The organism is Actinoplanes sichuanensis, from assembly GCF_033097365.1.
Classification (GTDB): Bacteria; Actinomycetota; Actinomycetes; order Mycobacteriales; family Micromonosporaceae; genus Actinoplanes; species Actinoplanes sichuanensis.
This window is the reverse complement of record NZ_AP028461.1, coordinates 2,301,867-2,315,266: the sequence shown is the minus strand read 5'-3', so window position 1 is coordinate 2,315,266 and position 13,400 is coordinate 2,301,867. Positions and strand designations below refer to the sequence as shown.

General features: G+C 70.0%; 16 protein-coding genes. 10 read left to right on the top strand and 6 right to left on the bottom strand.

Annotated features, from left to right (window positions below; translation table 11 throughout):
* Positions 1 to 8: 8 nt before the first annotated feature.
* A complete protein-coding gene (locus Q0Z83_RS10245; RefSeq protein WP_396349884.1) occupies positions 9 to 734 on the bottom strand; it encodes a DUF899 family protein in 726 nt (241 codons plus the stop codon).
* Between the two features lie 102 nt (positions 735 to 836).
* On the opposite strand from Q0Z83_RS10245, the gene Q0Z83_RS10240 reads away from it, so the two are divergent.
* From Q0Z83_RS10240 to Q0Z83_RS10225, 4 genes are read left to right on the top strand one after another with little or no spacing between them, the layout of a single operon-like run.
* Positions 837 to 1,178 (top strand): hypothetical protein, encoded by a 342-nt coding sequence (locus tag Q0Z83_RS10240; protein ID WP_317793609.1) that lies wholly within the window; start codon positions 837 to 839, stop codon positions 1,176 to 1,178.
* A complete protein-coding gene (locus tag Q0Z83_RS10235; RefSeq protein WP_317793608.1) occupies positions 1,175 to 1,816 on the top strand; it encodes a nucleotidyl transferase AbiEii/AbiGii toxin family protein in 642 nt (213 codons plus the stop codon). Before Q0Z83_RS10240 ends, Q0Z83_RS10235 begins: the two co-directional genes overlap by 4 nt.
* On the top strand, positions 1,813 to 2,418 hold the full coding sequence (locus Q0Z83_RS10230; RefSeq protein WP_378079057.1) for an alpha/beta hydrolase: 606 nt from the start codon (positions 1,813 to 1,815) through the stop codon (positions 2,416 to 2,418). Before Q0Z83_RS10235 ends, Q0Z83_RS10230 begins: the two co-directional genes overlap by 4 nt.
* Before the next feature lie 38 nt (positions 2,419 to 2,456).
* Positions 2,457 to 3,218: a class I SAM-dependent methyltransferase gene (locus tag Q0Z83_RS10225; protein ID WP_317793607.1), complete on the top strand. Its 762-nt coding sequence runs from the start codon at positions 2,457 to 2,459 to the stop codon at positions 3,216 to 3,218.
* Between the two features lie 14 nt (positions 3,219 to 3,232).
* On the opposite strand, the gene Q0Z83_RS10220 is transcribed toward Q0Z83_RS10225, so the two are convergent.
* Positions 3,233 to 3,607 carry a cupin domain-containing protein gene (locus Q0Z83_RS10220; RefSeq protein ID WP_317793606.1) on the bottom strand — a complete coding sequence of 125 codons (375 nt, stop codon included), beginning with the start codon at positions 3,605 to 3,607 and terminating at the stop codon, positions 3,233 to 3,235.
* A gap of 53 nt (positions 3,608 to 3,660) precedes the next feature.
* On the opposite strand from Q0Z83_RS10220, the gene Q0Z83_RS10215 reads away from it, so the two are divergent.
* Positions 3,661 to 4,677, top strand: a complete 1,017-nt coding sequence (locus tag Q0Z83_RS10215) for a GlxA family transcriptional regulator (RefSeq protein ID WP_317793605.1) — start codon at positions 3,661 to 3,663, stop codon at positions 4,675 to 4,677.
* A gap of 2 nt (positions 4,678 to 4,679) precedes the next feature.
* On the opposite strand, the gene Q0Z83_RS10210 is transcribed toward Q0Z83_RS10215, so the two are convergent.
* On the bottom strand, positions 4,680 to 6,425 hold the full coding sequence (locus tag Q0Z83_RS10210) for a M28 family peptidase (RefSeq protein ID WP_317793604.1): 1,746 nt from the start codon (positions 6,423 to 6,425) through the stop codon (positions 4,680 to 4,682).
* Positions 6,426 to 6,560: 135 nt separating this feature from the next.
* Here Q0Z83_RS10210 and Q0Z83_RS10205 point away from each other — a divergent pair, with 135 nt between their 5' ends.
* From Q0Z83_RS10205 to Q0Z83_RS10195, 3 genes are read left to right on the top strand one after another with little or no spacing between them, the layout of a single operon-like run.
* Positions 6,561 to 7,205, top strand: a complete 645-nt coding sequence (locus tag Q0Z83_RS10205; protein WP_317793603.1) for a dihydrofolate reductase family protein — start codon at positions 6,561 to 6,563, stop codon at positions 7,203 to 7,205.
* A gap of 14 nt (positions 7,206 to 7,219) precedes the next feature.
* Positions 7,220 to 8,044 carry an LLM class F420-dependent oxidoreductase gene (locus Q0Z83_RS10200; protein WP_317793602.1) on the top strand — a complete coding sequence of 275 codons (825 nt, stop codon included), beginning with the start codon at positions 7,220 to 7,222 and terminating at the stop codon, positions 8,042 to 8,044.
* 1 nt (position 8,045) lies between these two features.
* Positions 8,046 to 9,149, top strand: a complete 1,104-nt coding sequence (locus Q0Z83_RS10195) for a winged helix DNA-binding domain-containing protein (protein ID WP_317793601.1) — start codon at positions 8,046 to 8,048, stop codon at positions 9,147 to 9,149.
* A gap of 378 nt (positions 9,150 to 9,527) precedes the next feature.
* Here Q0Z83_RS10195 and Q0Z83_RS10190 read toward each other — a convergent pair whose 3' ends face one another.
* Positions 9,528 to 10,484 (bottom strand): hypothetical protein, encoded by a 957-nt coding sequence (locus Q0Z83_RS10190; RefSeq protein WP_317793600.1) that lies wholly within the window; start codon positions 10,482 to 10,484, stop codon positions 9,528 to 9,530.
* A gap of 61 nt (positions 10,485 to 10,545) precedes the next feature.
* A complete protein-coding gene (locus Q0Z83_RS10185) occupies positions 10,546 to 11,118 on the bottom strand; it encodes a TetR/AcrR family transcriptional regulator (protein ID WP_317793599.1) in 573 nt (190 codons plus the stop codon).
* A 58-nt stretch (positions 11,119 to 11,176) separates the two neighbouring features.
* Here Q0Z83_RS10185 and Q0Z83_RS10180 point away from each other — a divergent pair, with 58 nt between their 5' ends.
* Positions 11,177 to 11,584: a nuclear transport factor 2 family protein gene (locus Q0Z83_RS10180; protein WP_317793598.1), complete on the top strand. Its 408-nt coding sequence runs from the start codon at positions 11,177 to 11,179 to the stop codon at positions 11,582 to 11,584.
* Positions 11,584 to 12,357: a class I SAM-dependent methyltransferase gene (locus Q0Z83_RS10175; RefSeq protein ID WP_317793597.1), complete on the top strand. Its 774-nt coding sequence runs from the start codon at positions 11,584 to 11,586 to the stop codon at positions 12,355 to 12,357. Before Q0Z83_RS10180 ends, Q0Z83_RS10175 begins: the two co-directional genes overlap by 1 nt.
* Positions 12,358 to 12,783: 426 nt before the next feature.
* Here Q0Z83_RS10175 and Q0Z83_RS10170 read toward each other — a convergent pair whose 3' ends face one another.
* Positions 12,784 to 13,365, bottom strand: a complete 582-nt coding sequence (locus Q0Z83_RS10170) for a DUF6069 family protein (RefSeq protein ID WP_317793596.1) — start codon at positions 13,363 to 13,365, stop codon at positions 12,784 to 12,786.
* Positions 13,366 to 13,400 lie beyond the last annotated feature (35 nt).

Here is a 13,400-nt window from a genome sequence, read left to right as displayed (position 1 = left end):
CAGGCTGGTCAGTGGCAGTGCCCGTCCCGGCCGAGCGTCTTCTCGACGGTCACTCCGGGGCGGGTCCACTGCGGGGTCGGGCGGCCGGTCCCCTCCCAGGTCGGGTTGCCGTCCACGTCGGTGCGCCAGTACCAGCACGGCCCGCGCCCGTCCGGGATGCCCTGCCACGCCTCGCCCCGGCCGTTGATCGTCATGTCGAGCAGCGCGAACGTCGGGTTGGCCGGTTCGGTCCCCCGCCCGGTGGTGGAGTAGGTGAGGAACACCCGGTCACCGTCGCGCAGGAAGCAGGCGAACCGTCCCATCTCCCCGCCGACCGGCGCCGGGGTGTCCCGCACCGAATACCAGGGCTGGGTGTAGCCCATGAACTCGGTGAACGCGGCCACCTCGGGCCAGCGCCCGGTGGTCACGAACGCGAACGACACCCCGCGCGCGTTGAGGTAGACGGCGTCCTTCAGATTCCACGCCGCGTACGTGCAGCCCTCGCACTGGCCCTGGTGCGGCGTGCCGTCGTACCACATGTGTTGGTAGATGACGAGTTCGTCACGCCCTTGGAAGAGTTCGGTGAAGGGCACCGCCCCGGCCGGCCCCACCACCCGGATGCCCGGCTCGACCTCGACCATCGGCAGCTTCCGGCGGGCGGCGGCGATCGCGTCGCCCTCACGGGTGTGCGCCTTCTCGCGGATCAACAGTTCATCCCGGGCGGCCTGCCAGGTCGCCATGTCAGCAACAGTCATACGGGGTAGACCGGCGGTCTCACCGGAACTCATCGCCACCCGTACCGTCCTAGGAACCCAGGCGTTTACCTTCTGTACGGTGTGCCGGTTTACGCTGATGGCATGTCTGTGAGTGCCGCCCCCGTTACACACCTCGCCCGGCCGCACCGGCCGGTGGTCGTGGCGGGGACCCTCGGCGAGTTGTGCGGGCCGACCGCCGGGTTCGTCGAGCTGCCGCTGCGCCTGTGGTGGCACCCGCAGCGGGCCTTCGACCTGAGCCGGCACACCATGCTCCTGTGGATGTATGAGAGCGTGCTCCGCGAGGCCATCCGCATCGACGAGCTACGCGACCATCTGGACGGCGCGACGCTGGTGCGGGTGTGGCCGGAGCTCAATCTGCCCCGCGGTGTCCGCGCCGCCTGGGAGGCCCGCCACCCGCGGCTGCGCCTGCGCACCACCGCGTGAGCGTCGACGACTTCTACCGTGACGTCGCCCGGATCGCCCTGGCGGTCGCCGACAAACACGGGTTCGTCCTCGGCGGCGGGGTCGCGTGGCTGGTCAACGGCCTGGTCGCCCGCCCCACCGAGGACCTCGACCTGTTCACCGACACCGCCGGCGGAGTCGCCGCGGCAGCCGGTGAGGTCACCTCGGCGCTGACCGCGGCCGGCTACCGGGTGGTCCGCGAGGACGCCGACGAGCTGTTCGCCGGCATGGACGCCGACATCCAGGAGTTCCTGGTCGCCGGCTCGCATCGGGCCCTGCGTCTCACCCTGTGCCGCCTGGACCGGCATCGCGCGCCGGTGGTGATGGATGTCGGCCCGGTCATGCACCTCGACGATCTGGTCGCCACGAAGGTCGCCGCCCTGGTCAACCGGCGCGAGGTCCGCGACTACATCGACGTGGCGGCCGCCCTGGAGCGCTATCCGCTGGCCCGGATCATCGAGCTCGCCCACGCCGCCGACCCGGCCCTCGACCCGGAGGACATCGCCGATGCGGGCCGCTACCTGGACCGGCTCGACGACGCCCGGTTCGCCCTCTACGGACTGGACCGGGCCGCGATCGATGCCCTCCGCCACCGACTGAAGGACTGGCCACGCGCGTGAGACTCACCGGAATCCTGGTGCCCGGCCGCCTCTACTCGACCGCGGGCACCCTCTTCGACCTCGCCGACTTCATCCTCACCGGGCACGGCGACGCGGCCGAGCATGTCACCTGGCTCGCGCCCGAGGGCCTTCTCGACATCGATCCGGAGCCGTTCGTCCGGGTGCACGTCGAGGCCGCCCTGCACCGCATCGACCCGTCGACGCGTCCGATTCTGATCGCCAAGTCACTGGGCACGCGGGCGGCCGCGCTCGCCGCCGAACGGTCGCTGCCCGCGATCTGGCTCACGCCCCTGCTGGTCGATCCGGTGGTCACCGCCGCGATCACCGCCGGCCCGGCGCCCGCCCTGCTGATCGGCGGCACCGGCGACCGATTCTGGGACTCCGACGCGGCCCGGGCCACCGGCAAGCCGTTCGTCGAGATCCCCGATGCCGACCACGCTCTCCGTGTCCCGGGAACGGTCCGTGACTACACCGACGCACTGCAGGAGATCGCGACGAACATCGAGCGATTCCTGGATTTCGTACGCTCGGAGAAGTCCCCGAACACCACCTTCACCGTCCCCGAGAGTCGGCGTGCGGTCGCACCGCCCCAGAATCCTTGAAACGATCGGTCACCACCTATCGCTGATAGCGTCTGGGCGTGACCACTTCGTCCTCGTCGAGGGCCGTCCAGCAGTATGCGGCCACCTCCGACAATCTGACCGCACGAATGGCGATCCACAGTTTCAGCACCAACCCACAACACTGGTTCGATTTCGTGGCCGCCCGCCTGCCCGCCACCGGGGACGTGCTGGAGGTCGGCGCCGGTACCGGCGAACTGTGGTCGCACGTGGACCACAGTGGGATGCGGCTGACCCTGACCGATTTCTCCGAGGCCATGTGCGCCCACCTGCGGACGGTCGACGGCGCCACGGTCGAGCAGTGCGACGCGACCCGGCTGCCGTTCGCCGCGGCCACGTTCGACACGGTGGTCGCCAACCACATGCTCTACCACCTGGACGACCCGGCCGCGGCACTACGCGACTTCGCCCGTGTGCTGCGCCCCGGCGGCCTGCTGCTGGCCGCGGTCAACGGCCGAGACCACATGACCGAGTTGCTCGCGCTGGGCCCGCAGATCGGCCGCCCCGACCTGGTCCTGTCCACGGCCCGCAACAACATCACCGCCGAAACCGTCCCGCAGATGGTGGCCCGCCGTTTCGACACGGTCACCGTCGAGCGCTACCCCAGCGACCTGGCGGTTCCCTCGCCCGACCCGGTCCTGGCATTCCTGGCCAGCATCGCCGCCACCCCGCTGACCCCGGCCGAGGAATCCGCCGCCCGGGACCTCGTCGAGGCCCGGATCGCCGCCGAGGGCACCTTCCACATCCGCAAACACACAGTCCTGATCACCGCCCGGAGATAGCCGGACCGACCGGGCTACAGGGCGTGCCCGGTCGTGGCGTCGACGTGCTCGGGTACCTCGTCGTGCTGATCGCCGACCGTGACGGTCCCGGTCGGCTCCACCATGAGGATCGACGCGCCGTCCACCGACGACGGCTTGTGCTCGGTTCCGCGCGGCACCGTGAAGACATCACCTCGTCGCAGCACCACCGTGCGATCACGCATGGCGATCGTCAGCTCGCCCTCCAACACCAGGAAGAACTCGTCGGTGTGGTCGTGGGTGTGCCAGATGTGCTCGCCGCGCACCTTGGCGACCCGGATGTCGTAGTCGTTGACCCGGGTCACGATGCGCGGGCTCCACAGCTCCGCGAAGGAGGCCAGAGCGGTGGTCAGGGAGATCGGTTCAGTCACGCCACCCATCGTGTGACCTTTCCCGGGCACGGCGTGAGTGCTAGGAATCGCGGATGACGAAAGAATCCTTGCACCGCGTGGTGGTACTGGTCGACGCCGGCTCCAATCCCTTCGAGCTCGGCTGCGCCATCGAGGTGTTCGGACTCCACCGGCCCGAACTCGGCCGCGACCTGTACGACTTTCGTCTCTGCGCGGCCACCCGGACCACTCGGATGCGCGACGGCTTCTTCGACCTGACCGGGATCGCCCCGCTCGACGCGGTCGACGAGGCGGACACGGTCATCGTCCCGAACCGACCCGACGTGGAGGTCCCGCGGCACCCGGTCGTCCTGGACGCGATCGGTCGGGCCCACGCCCGGGGCGCCCGGTTGATCGGCTTCTGCAGCGGAGCGTTCACACTGGCCGAGGCCGGAGTTCTGGACGGAAGGCGAGCCACCGTCCACTGGCAGTGGGCTGCCGGCTTCCGGTCACGTTTCCCGCATGTGCGGCTGGAGACCGACGTTCTCTTCGTGGACGACGGTGACATCCTCACGGCGGCGGGAAGCGCTGCCGCGCTCGATCTCGGCCTGCACGTGGTGCGACGCGACCACGGCGCCGAGATCGCCAACGCGGTCAGCCGCCGGCTCGTCTTCGCCCACCGCGACGGCGGTCAGCGGCAGTTCATCGAGCGGCCGATCCCCGACATCCCGGAGGATTCGCTGGGCCCGTTGCTGGCCTGGATCCAGGAGCGTCTCGACCGCCCGCTGACAGTCGCGGACCTGGCCGGGCGGATGGCGGTGAGCCCGGCGACGCTGCACCGCCGGTTCCGGGCCGAGCTGGGCACGACGCCGCTGGCCTGGCTGACCGCCGAACGGGTCGCCCTCGCCTGCCGTCTGCTGGAACGCGGCGAGTCCCGGCTGGACGTGGTCGCCCGCCACAGCGGCCTCGGCACGGCGACGAACCTGCGCGCACTACTGCGCCGCGAAACCGGCCTGACCCCCACCGAGTACCGGCATCGCTTCGGCCGTCGACCGGATCAACCGCAAGGCCGGTGTCGCGAGGTGGCCCGTTCCGCGACACCGGCCGAGTGACGTCAGGCGACGGTGAGTGCGGTGTCGTCGATGGCGAACGTCGTCTTCAGCGAGGAGTCCTCGGTCCCGGTGAAGGTGAGCGTGACGGTCTGCCCGGCGTAGGCGGCCAGGTTGTACGACCGCAGCGTGTAGGCACTGGCGTTGAGGTTGGAGAAGGTCCCCAGGGTGGTCGAGCCGACCTTGACGGTGAGCTTGTCGTACTGGGTGCTGGTGGTCGTCTCCGACGTGACGATCTTCAGGTAGAACGACAGCGTGTAGGAGCCGCACCCGGTGGGCAGGGTCACCGACTGGGACAGCGTGTCGGTGTGGGTCGAGCCGTAGCCGCCGAGCTTCGCGTTGCGGGTGCCGGTTCGCGGGGCGGCGTCACCGGTGTTCGCGGCGACGACTCCGGTCGTGGCGGTCCACGGGGTCGTGGCGGTTTCGAAGCCGTTGTTGCCGAGCTTCTGGCCGGCCCCGCTGCACGTGCCGGTCCCGTTGACGGTCAGCGTGTAGGACGCGGTGCGGGTCACCGAGCCCGTTCCGGTTACGGTGATCGTGTAGGAACCCGCCGCGGCGGCCGTCGTGGTCGTGACGGTCATCGTCGACGATCCCCCGGACGTGACCGACGCCGGGCTGAAGCCGACCGAGACGCCGCTGGGTGCGCCGGAGCTGGTCAGCGCCACGGTCTGCGCACTGCCGGCGGTGGTGGCCGTGCTCACGGTGGCGGTGGCCGTGGAGCCGGGGTTCACCGAGCCGGTGGCCGGGCTGAGCGACACCGAGAAGTCGTTCGTCGTCGAGGTGGCCGTGGTGAGGGTCCAGGCGGCGTACAACTCGGCGTTGGCCCATCGGCCCAGCGACGTGGTGTTGATGTTCGACGGGTACGTGTCACAGGCCTTGTGGTAGCAGGGGTCGTACGCCTGCCCGGCCGTGCCGCCCCACTTGGTCACCTGGGCGCTGGTCTTGGTGTAGCTCGCCCCGGTGGAGTTGATCGACGACGGGATTCCGGCGTTCCGGAACGAGCCGTCGTCGCTGCAGCACTCGGTCGACGTCTCGGTCGGCACGCTGATCGAGGTGAAGTACTCGCGCAGTTTCACGGCCACGGCGTCGGTGCCGGTCACGAAGTAGCCGCCGTTGGTGGAGGCGATCATGTCGAACGTGCCGTACGCCTTGATCGCGCTCTTCTGGGCGGTGGTCAGCGAGTTGACGTAGAACTTGGAGCCGATCAGCCCCTGCTCCTCACCGGCCCACCAGCCGAACCTCAGGTGGTTCGTCATGGTCGGGTTGTTCGCGGCCAACTGGAGTGCGGCTTCGAGCAGGGTGGCCGTACCAGATCCGTCGTCGTTGATGCCCGGACCGGCGGAAACGCCGTCGGAATGCGCCCCGAACATGTAGGTGTTGTTGGTGTCGCCGCCCGGCCAGTCGGCGATGATGTTCTTCGCGGAACCGCTGCACGTGGTGCAGGTCTGCACGGTGACGGTGTATCCGGCGGCCTGCAGTTTCTGCTGCAGATAAGTCGTCGTCGCGGTGTGCCCGGCGGTGCCGGTGGCCCGGTTGCCGCCGTTGCTGGTGGCGAAGTTCTGCAACTGCTGCAGGTGGGCGTTGACGTTGGCGACGTTCACCGTCGGCGGAGCCAGTGCGGCGCTGACCGCCGGTGCGGCGGTGGTGGGCCGCGCGGTGGTCGACGCCGAGGCCGGCAGGGTGCCGAGCACCAGCGCCGTCACCGCGACAACAGCCAGGGCAGGTCCTGCCGTCACCGTTCTGAGTCTCATGGGGGGTTCCTAGGGTCTAGGCCGATTGATGGCTGGCCGTAGAAGAACAGGAACGCGCCACCCGCACAAGATATCGAAACACTTATATCTCTTGGCTGACCTCGCAGATATCCGGCAAGAAACTAAGGTCAAGGGATGTCGAAGGTACGGGTACACAACCTCGCGGTTTCACTCGACGGATTCGCCACCGGCGACGGGCAGAGTCTGGAGGCGCCGTTCGGGCATGCCGGTGGACGGCTGATGGAATGGTTCTTCCCGACCCGTGCGTTCCAGTCGATGAACGGCAAGGACGCCGGTAGCGAAGGGGTCGACAACGCGTACGCCGCGGCCTGGGGTCCCGGGATCGGCGCCGAGATCATGGGGCGCAACAAGTTCGGGCCGCAACGTGGGCCGTGGTCGGACGAGGAGTGGAAGGGCTGGTGGGGCGACAATCCGCCGTTCCACACCCCGGTGTTCGTGCTGACCCACCATCCGCGGCCGACGCTGGAGATGGACGGCGGCAACACCTTCCACTTCGTCGACGCGAGCCCGGCCGAGGTGCTCGCGCAGGCCCGGGAGGCGGCGGGTGGCCTGGACGTACGGATCGGCGGCGGCCCGAGCACCGTCCGGCAGTTCCTCGCCGCCGACCTGATCGACCACATGCATGTCGCTCTCGTCCCGATCGTGCTCGGCCGCGGTGTGCGCCTGTGGGACGGCCTGGAGAGCCTGGAGAGCCGGTTCACGATCGAATCGGTGACATCGCCGAGCGGCGTCACCCACTTGACTTTCACCCGGCGATAGAGCTGGCTGATCGAATGAGATTCGGGCTGTACGGGCTGCACCGCGACCGCAATGTCGACCCCGCGATCCTGGCTCGGCGGGCCAGGCTGGCCGAAGACGCCGGATTCGAATCCCTGTGGGTGGGTGACCACATCGCGCTTCCCTCCGGCGAAGGCAATCCGCCCCGGCTGGAAGCCATGATCGCGCTGACCTATCTCGCGGCCGTGACCAGCCGGGTCCGTCTCGGGGTAGGCCTGATCGTGCTCCCCCAGCGCCAGCCGGTGCTACTGGCCAAGCAGGTCGCCTCGCTGGACGTGCTGTCCGGCGGGCGGCTGACCGTCGCCGTCGGCGCCGGCTACGTCGAGCCGGAGCTCAACGCGATGGGCGTGACACTGGCCGAGCGTGGCGCCCGAACCGACGAGTACCTGACCGCGATGCGGGCCCTCTGGTCGGCGGCGCCCTCGTTCGACGGCCGGTTCGTGTCGTACTCCGGCGTCGTCCAGTACCCGTCGCCGGTCCAGAAACCCCACCCGCCGATCGTGGTCGGCGGTCATTCGGCCGCCGCCTACCGGCGGGCGGTCCGACAGGGCGACGGATGGTACGGGTGGGGTCTCGAGCCCGACGAGGTCAGCCGGACACTCGACACCCTGGCCGAGACGGCTCGCCGCGAGGAGCGGCCGGCGGACCTCGGCGAACTGGAGATCACCATCACCCCGCCCAGCCCACCCGACCTGGACACCGTCCGCCGCTATGCCGACGCGGGCGTGCACCGGCTCATCATCGAACTCGAAGGCATCGACGACGACAGGGTGGACGATCTGATCGCCTCCGTCGGGAACGACCTGGTGGACCGGGCCTGACATGGAGTTCTCCGTCGAACAGGTGCTGGCGTGGCGGATGCGGCGCCAGTTTCTGGACCGCCCGGACGGAGTCTCCGCCGCATCGATCGTCTCGCGGCTGTGCGGGTTGCAGGCCCAGGTGGCCTCAGCAGCCGAGAAGGCCATCGCAGCGCGCCTCCCGACCCCCGCATTCGAGACCGCCGGAGAGGCCCTGCAGCGTCGGGAGCTGATCAAGGTGTGGGCGATGCGGGGCACCCTGCATCTGCTCACCGCGGGTGCCGCCGCGTCGTACCTCAGTCTGATGGCGGCCGCCCGCACCTGGGAGAAGGGTTCGTGGCAGAAGACGTTCGCCACGACCGCGCAACTGACCGCCATCACCGACGCCGCCCGCGAGATCCTGCCCGGCCGGGTGCTCACCCGCGAGCAGCTCACCGCGGAGATCCTCAAGCACACCGGTGACGAGCCGCTGGCCGAACTGCTCGGTTCCGGGTGGGGCACCGTGCTCAAACCGCTGGCCTGGCAGGGCTACCTCTGCAACGGGCCGAACGACGGCAACCGCGTCACATTCACCAGCCCCGAGACGTGGATCGACGGCTGGACCGGTCTGCCCGACCCGGAGGTGGCGGCTGAGCTGGTCATTCCCGCGTACCTGGGCGCCTTCGGCCCGGCCACGATGGAGTCGTTCGATCAGTGGCTGATCCGCGGTGCGTCCCGGAAGGCGTCGTTGAAGAGCTGGTTCGCCGGCCTCACCCGATCCGGTGTGCTCACCGAGGTCTCGGTCGACGGCCAGATGCGGTACGCCCGGACTTGCGACCTGGACGACATCGCCTCCGCCGGGCCGCCGCTCCCGGTACGGCTGCTGCCCGCGTTCGACCAGTTCTTGCTCGGCCCCGGCACCAGGGATCCGGACGTCATCGCTCCGCAGCGCCGCGCCCTGATCAGCAAGGCGGCCGGCTGGATCGCACCCGTCGTGGTCGCCGCCGGCCGGGTGGCCGGCACCTGGGAGCCGACCGACGACGGCGTCGCGGTCACGCTGTTCGCCGAGGCGGGCCCGGTGTCATCGGACGAACTGGCAGCCGAGGCGCTCCACCTCGGCCACGGCGACGTGCTGGTCACGACCGCCTGACCACGACTCCGCCGCCCGGCGCCGGCTTCGTCCCACCGCCAGCCGAAACGATCAACCAACAGGCGAAACCGAACCCACACCCCGACAGACCATCTCGGCCCACCACCAGAACCAAGCCGACCCACGTCCCCATTCGATCACCTCGGGCCCACCGCCAACCGCCCGACGCCCCCGACAAGACCACCTCGGCCCACCGCAGAACCACAGCGGCCCACACCCCGACAAAGAGCGTCTCGACCCACGCGTCGGAGTGGGCGGTCCGATCAACCGACGGATGGAAGCGGCCCACCTCGAGATGCGACCACTGACCCCGACCATCCGGAACATGGTCGCGGACAACCCACCGGTCAAGATGCGGCAGAAACTCGAGCCGGCCGATCAGCCATCCTGCACGAGGGGGCTGTCGGAAGCGAGGGCGGTGGCCAGCCGGTCCCAGGCGGCCGGACCACCGGGGATCGGCCAGGCGCGGGTGCGGCCCTCGGCACGGTCGGCGGTCCGGAGATCGAGGGCGAGACTGTGGCCGAGGTGCGCGATTCGGGTGGCAGTGAACGGATCGGGCAGCGCGTCCTGCCGACTCCGGACGCGTTCCTCATAGCCGCGGACCGCCGTCTCGCGGTAGAAGGCCGCGAAGTCGGGATCAGCGGCTCGGGCCAGCACGATCACATCGGGCACACCACCCTCGGCCCGGGCGGCGACGAGCCGGTCGTGGCCGTCGACGACCAGCAGGACACCCAGGCCACTCACCCACCACAGCAGCACGGGCGGGAGGATGCCCTCCCGATGTTGCCGCCGATACCCTTTCACCCGGTCCGCGTCGATCGGTGAAAGTCGGCGGAGCGGCAGGATGTCCCGCTGGTCCTCGACCGGATCGCCGTATCCGAACCAGGTGATGTGCCCGAGATCCGGGTCCACCTCGGGCACGCGTTGCCAGTAGGCGGGCACGCTCCACCGGGGCATGCCCCAGGCGAGCATCCACTCGCCGTCGTGCAGCGGGCCCGCAACGTCCTCGCACAGCCACCGGGCGAACCGGTGTGTCCACCGGCCCGGCCAGGCCGCGTCATCGCACTGCCCGACCCGACGGGCGTCGGCCGCCGTGATCGGGGGAAGCGGCGACGAGAACGCCCCGGTCCGCAGGTAGTGGACGCCACGATGCCGACGGCGCTGGCGGGCCAGCAGAACCACCTCTGCGCCCTGGCGGATCAACAGCCGCCGCCCGCCGGTGGCCTCCACCCGGAGCCCCGGAACGCGCGGGACCGCGACGTCGAGGCGCAGCCCCGGCCAGGCGGGCGTGGGAGCGTCCCGGGTGCCACCCGACGACCACGGCACAGTGAACATGGCTCAATCATGGAACATCGCTCGATCATGGAACATCGCTCGATCATGGAACATCGCTCGATCATGCCCGGACCACCGCATGGGTCACGGCCTCGGTGAGGTGCCGCCGGGCGTCGTCGGATGGTCGGCCGCACTCGATCGTCAGCTGCTCCCACACCGGGATCGACGTCATCGTCCAGGCCAGATCGGCGGCGGCCCCCGGGTCGAGACCGGGCCGCAGGCGATCGGTGGCCGCGAGGCGTCCGGTGGCGTGGCGGAAGCCGGTGCGCAACTCATCCATGCGGTCGGTCCAGGCGCCGCGAGCGTCTGAATCGTCACGGCGGGACGCCAGCAGCGCCGAGGCGACCGGATGGATCGTCTCGATGTAGTGCAACCACTCCGACACGAAGGCCTCCAGCGCCCGGACCGGGTCGTCGTGGCGGAGGGCCCGCCGGCAGCGATCGTGGATGCCGGCCTGCTCGTCCATCTGCCGGACGACGGCCACGAGAAGGCTGGCCCGTGAGGTGAAGTGCAGATACACCGCCTGGCGGGAGACGCCGGCGGCGCGGGCGACGTCGGCCATGGCGATGCCGGCGCCATGCTGCGCGACGAGGTGACGGGTGACTTCGAGGAGGCGGAGCCGCGTGCTTGACACGTGTAAAGCTTAGTCCTAGCTTTACACGTGTCAAGCAAGGCTCCACCTTGGAGGATCGATGAGTGACTCTCATCCCGCAGAGGCCGCCGCCCGCGCGGCGATGGCCGCCGTCACCGCCGGCGACCGTGACGCCTGGCTGGCCTGTTACGCCGACGACGCGGTGCTGCATGATCCGGTCGGTGGCTCACCACTGGATCCGGCGGGCGACGGGATCCGGGGTCACGGTGGGCTCGGCCGTTTCTGGGAGCAGGCCGTCGCGCCGCAACAGATCCGGTTCGACGTCGCCGCGGTGCACGCCACGGGCAGCGAGGCCGCGGTCATCGCCACGGTCACCACCCGGTTCCCGCACGGGCTCGTCACGACCTACGACGGCGTCTTCGTCTACCGGGTCGGCGCCGACGGCCGGATCACCTCGATGCGCGGGTATTGGGACTTGCAACGATTCCTGTCGTCACTCGGTGCCTGATGGGCGCCGCCCACGACACCCGCGCCTTCTACGACGACCTGGCCGCCACTTACGACCTGATCTACGGCGACTGGGAGGGCGCCATCGCCCGTCAGTCCAAGGCTCTGGAGCGGGTCATCCGGCGGACACGCGGCGCCGGCCCGCTGCGGGTGCTCGACTGTGCCTGCGGCATCGGCACCCAGCTCATCGGGTTGGCCGCCCTCGGCTGCGAGATGTCGGGCTGTGATCTCAGTCCGGCCGCGGTGGCCCGCGCCGCCGCCGAGTGCGAGGCCCGCGGCCTGACCGCTGACCTCGTGGCATCCGACATGCGCCACCTGCCCCACCCGGACGAGACCTTCGACGCCGTCGTCTGCGCCGACAACGCCCTTCCGCACCTGCTCACCGACGAGGACGTGCTGCGAGCGCTACGCGAGATGCGGCGAGTCGCCCGCCCCGGCGCCGTGATCCTGGTGACCACCCGCGACTACGACACCATCGTCGTCGACCGGCCGGTGACCGCACCCGTCCAGCGCGGCGGCGCCCCCGATCGGCGTGTGGTGACCACCCAACTCTGGGACTGGCATCCGGACTCCCCTGTCTACGACCTGACCCATCTACAGGTCGTTGAGACGTCACCGGGCCAGTGGAGTGCGACATCCAGGACGGCGACCTACCGGGCGTGGACCCGATCCGAGCTGTCCGACCTGGCGCAAGCCGCCGAGATGACGGACGTCCGCTGGGCGACCACCACCGAGACCGGCTTCTTCCAGCCCATGATGCTCGGAATCCGATGAGCCCCGAAAGCCGCCCACGCGCGGAGGCCGCCCCAACCCGAAAGCCGACCCGACCCGAAAGCCGACCCAACCCGGAGGTCGACCGGGCCCAAAAGCCAACCCGGAAACGGACCAGGCCCGGAAGCCAACCAGAACCGGAAACCGACCAGGCGCGAAGGCCGACCCAACCCGGAAGCCGACCAGAACCGGAAACCGACCAGGCGCGAAGGCCGACCCGACCCGGAAGCCAACCAGAACCGGAAACCGAACAAACCGGAGGCCGAACAAGCTGGAGGCCAACCAGGCGCGGAGACCGACCAGACCCGAAAGCCGACCAAACGGAGGCCGATGGCGCCCACCAGATGCGGACGCCCCTGAAGTGTGGATGCCCACGAAGCGCGGACGTCGATGATGGTCGCCATCGGAGTCGGGGCGAGAAGATTCGGGTCAGCGGCAGCGACGGCCGGGGAGTCCCAGGATCAGGGCGGCGCCGACCGTGAGGTGCATGCCCAGCAGTGCCAGGCGGGTGCCGAGATCGGTACCGCTGAGCGGCCCGGCCAGAGAGACCAGGAGGACCACTGAGGCGATGATCCGATAGATGCGGGCCGGGCGGCGGACGGTGCGTTCCAGGACGGCGAGCAGCGCCCAGGCTGCGGCTCCGGCCACCAGCGCGGCGGTGACGACCGCGACCGGGCCGATCTGCTGGATCGATTCGCCTTGACGGACGGTCAGCGCGATGTCGCCCCAGCTGTCGACGGCCCACAGCAGGAGGGCGCTGGCCGCGGCGATCGCAACCGTGGCCGCACGGCCGCCGCGGCGAGCCGCCCGGCGAAGACTGCGGCCGGCGGAAGTGGCCGGGAAATCGGAAGAGGCGACCGGCGAGGAAGCGGCTGCCCCGGAGGAGATGACCGGCGAAGAGGCGGACGCGCCGGAAAAGACGACCGGCGAGGAAGCGGACGCGCCGGAAGAGACGACCGGCGGGGAAGCGGACGCGGAGGTGGACGAGGTGTTGAGGGACTTGTTCGTCATGGGAAGAGGTTGGCGGGGGCGGGCCGTTTCCCACA

Bases quoted from the DNA above. Each gene is read 5' to 3' on its own strand.
- Q0Z83_RS10245 (WP_396349884.1), bottom strand. From the start codon at position 734: ATGACTGTTGCTGACATGGCGACCTGGCAGGCCGCCCGGGATGAACTG.
- Q0Z83_RS10240 (WP_317793609.1), top strand. From the start codon at position 837: ATGTCTGTGAGTGCCGCCCCCGTTACACACCTCGCCCGGCCGCACCGG.
- Q0Z83_RS10215 (WP_317793605.1), top strand. From the start codon at position 3,661: ATGACGAAAGAATCCTTGCACCGCGTGGTGGTACTGGTCGACGCCGGC.
- Q0Z83_RS10210 (WP_317793604.1), bottom strand. From the start codon at position 6,425: ATGAGACTCAGAACGGTGACGGCAGGACCTGCCCTGGCTGTTGTCGCG.
- Q0Z83_RS10205 (WP_317793603.1), top strand. From the start codon at position 6,561: ATGTCGAAGGTACGGGTACACAACCTCGCGGTTTCACTCGACGGATTC.
- Q0Z83_RS10200 (WP_317793602.1), top strand. From the start codon at position 7,220: ATGAGATTCGGGCTGTACGGGCTGCACCGCGACCGCAATGTCGACCCC.
- Q0Z83_RS10195 (WP_317793601.1), top strand. From the start codon at position 8,046: ATGGAGTTCTCCGTCGAACAGGTGCTGGCGTGGCGGATGCGGCGCCAG.
- Q0Z83_RS10190 (WP_317793600.1), bottom strand. From the start codon at position 10,484: ATGTTCACTGTGCCGTGGTCGTCGGGTGGCACCCGGGACGCTCCCACG.
- Q0Z83_RS10180 (WP_317793598.1), top strand. From the start codon at position 11,177: ATGAGTGACTCTCATCCCGCAGAGGCCGCCGCCCGCGCGGCGATGGCC.
- Q0Z83_RS10175 (WP_317793597.1), top strand. From the start codon at position 11,584: ATGGGCGCCGCCCACGACACCCGCGCCTTCTACGACGACCTGGCCGCC.
- Q0Z83_RS10170 (WP_317793596.1), bottom strand. From the start codon at position 13,365: ATGACGAACAAGTCCCTCAACACCTCGTCCACCTCCGCGTCCGCTTCC.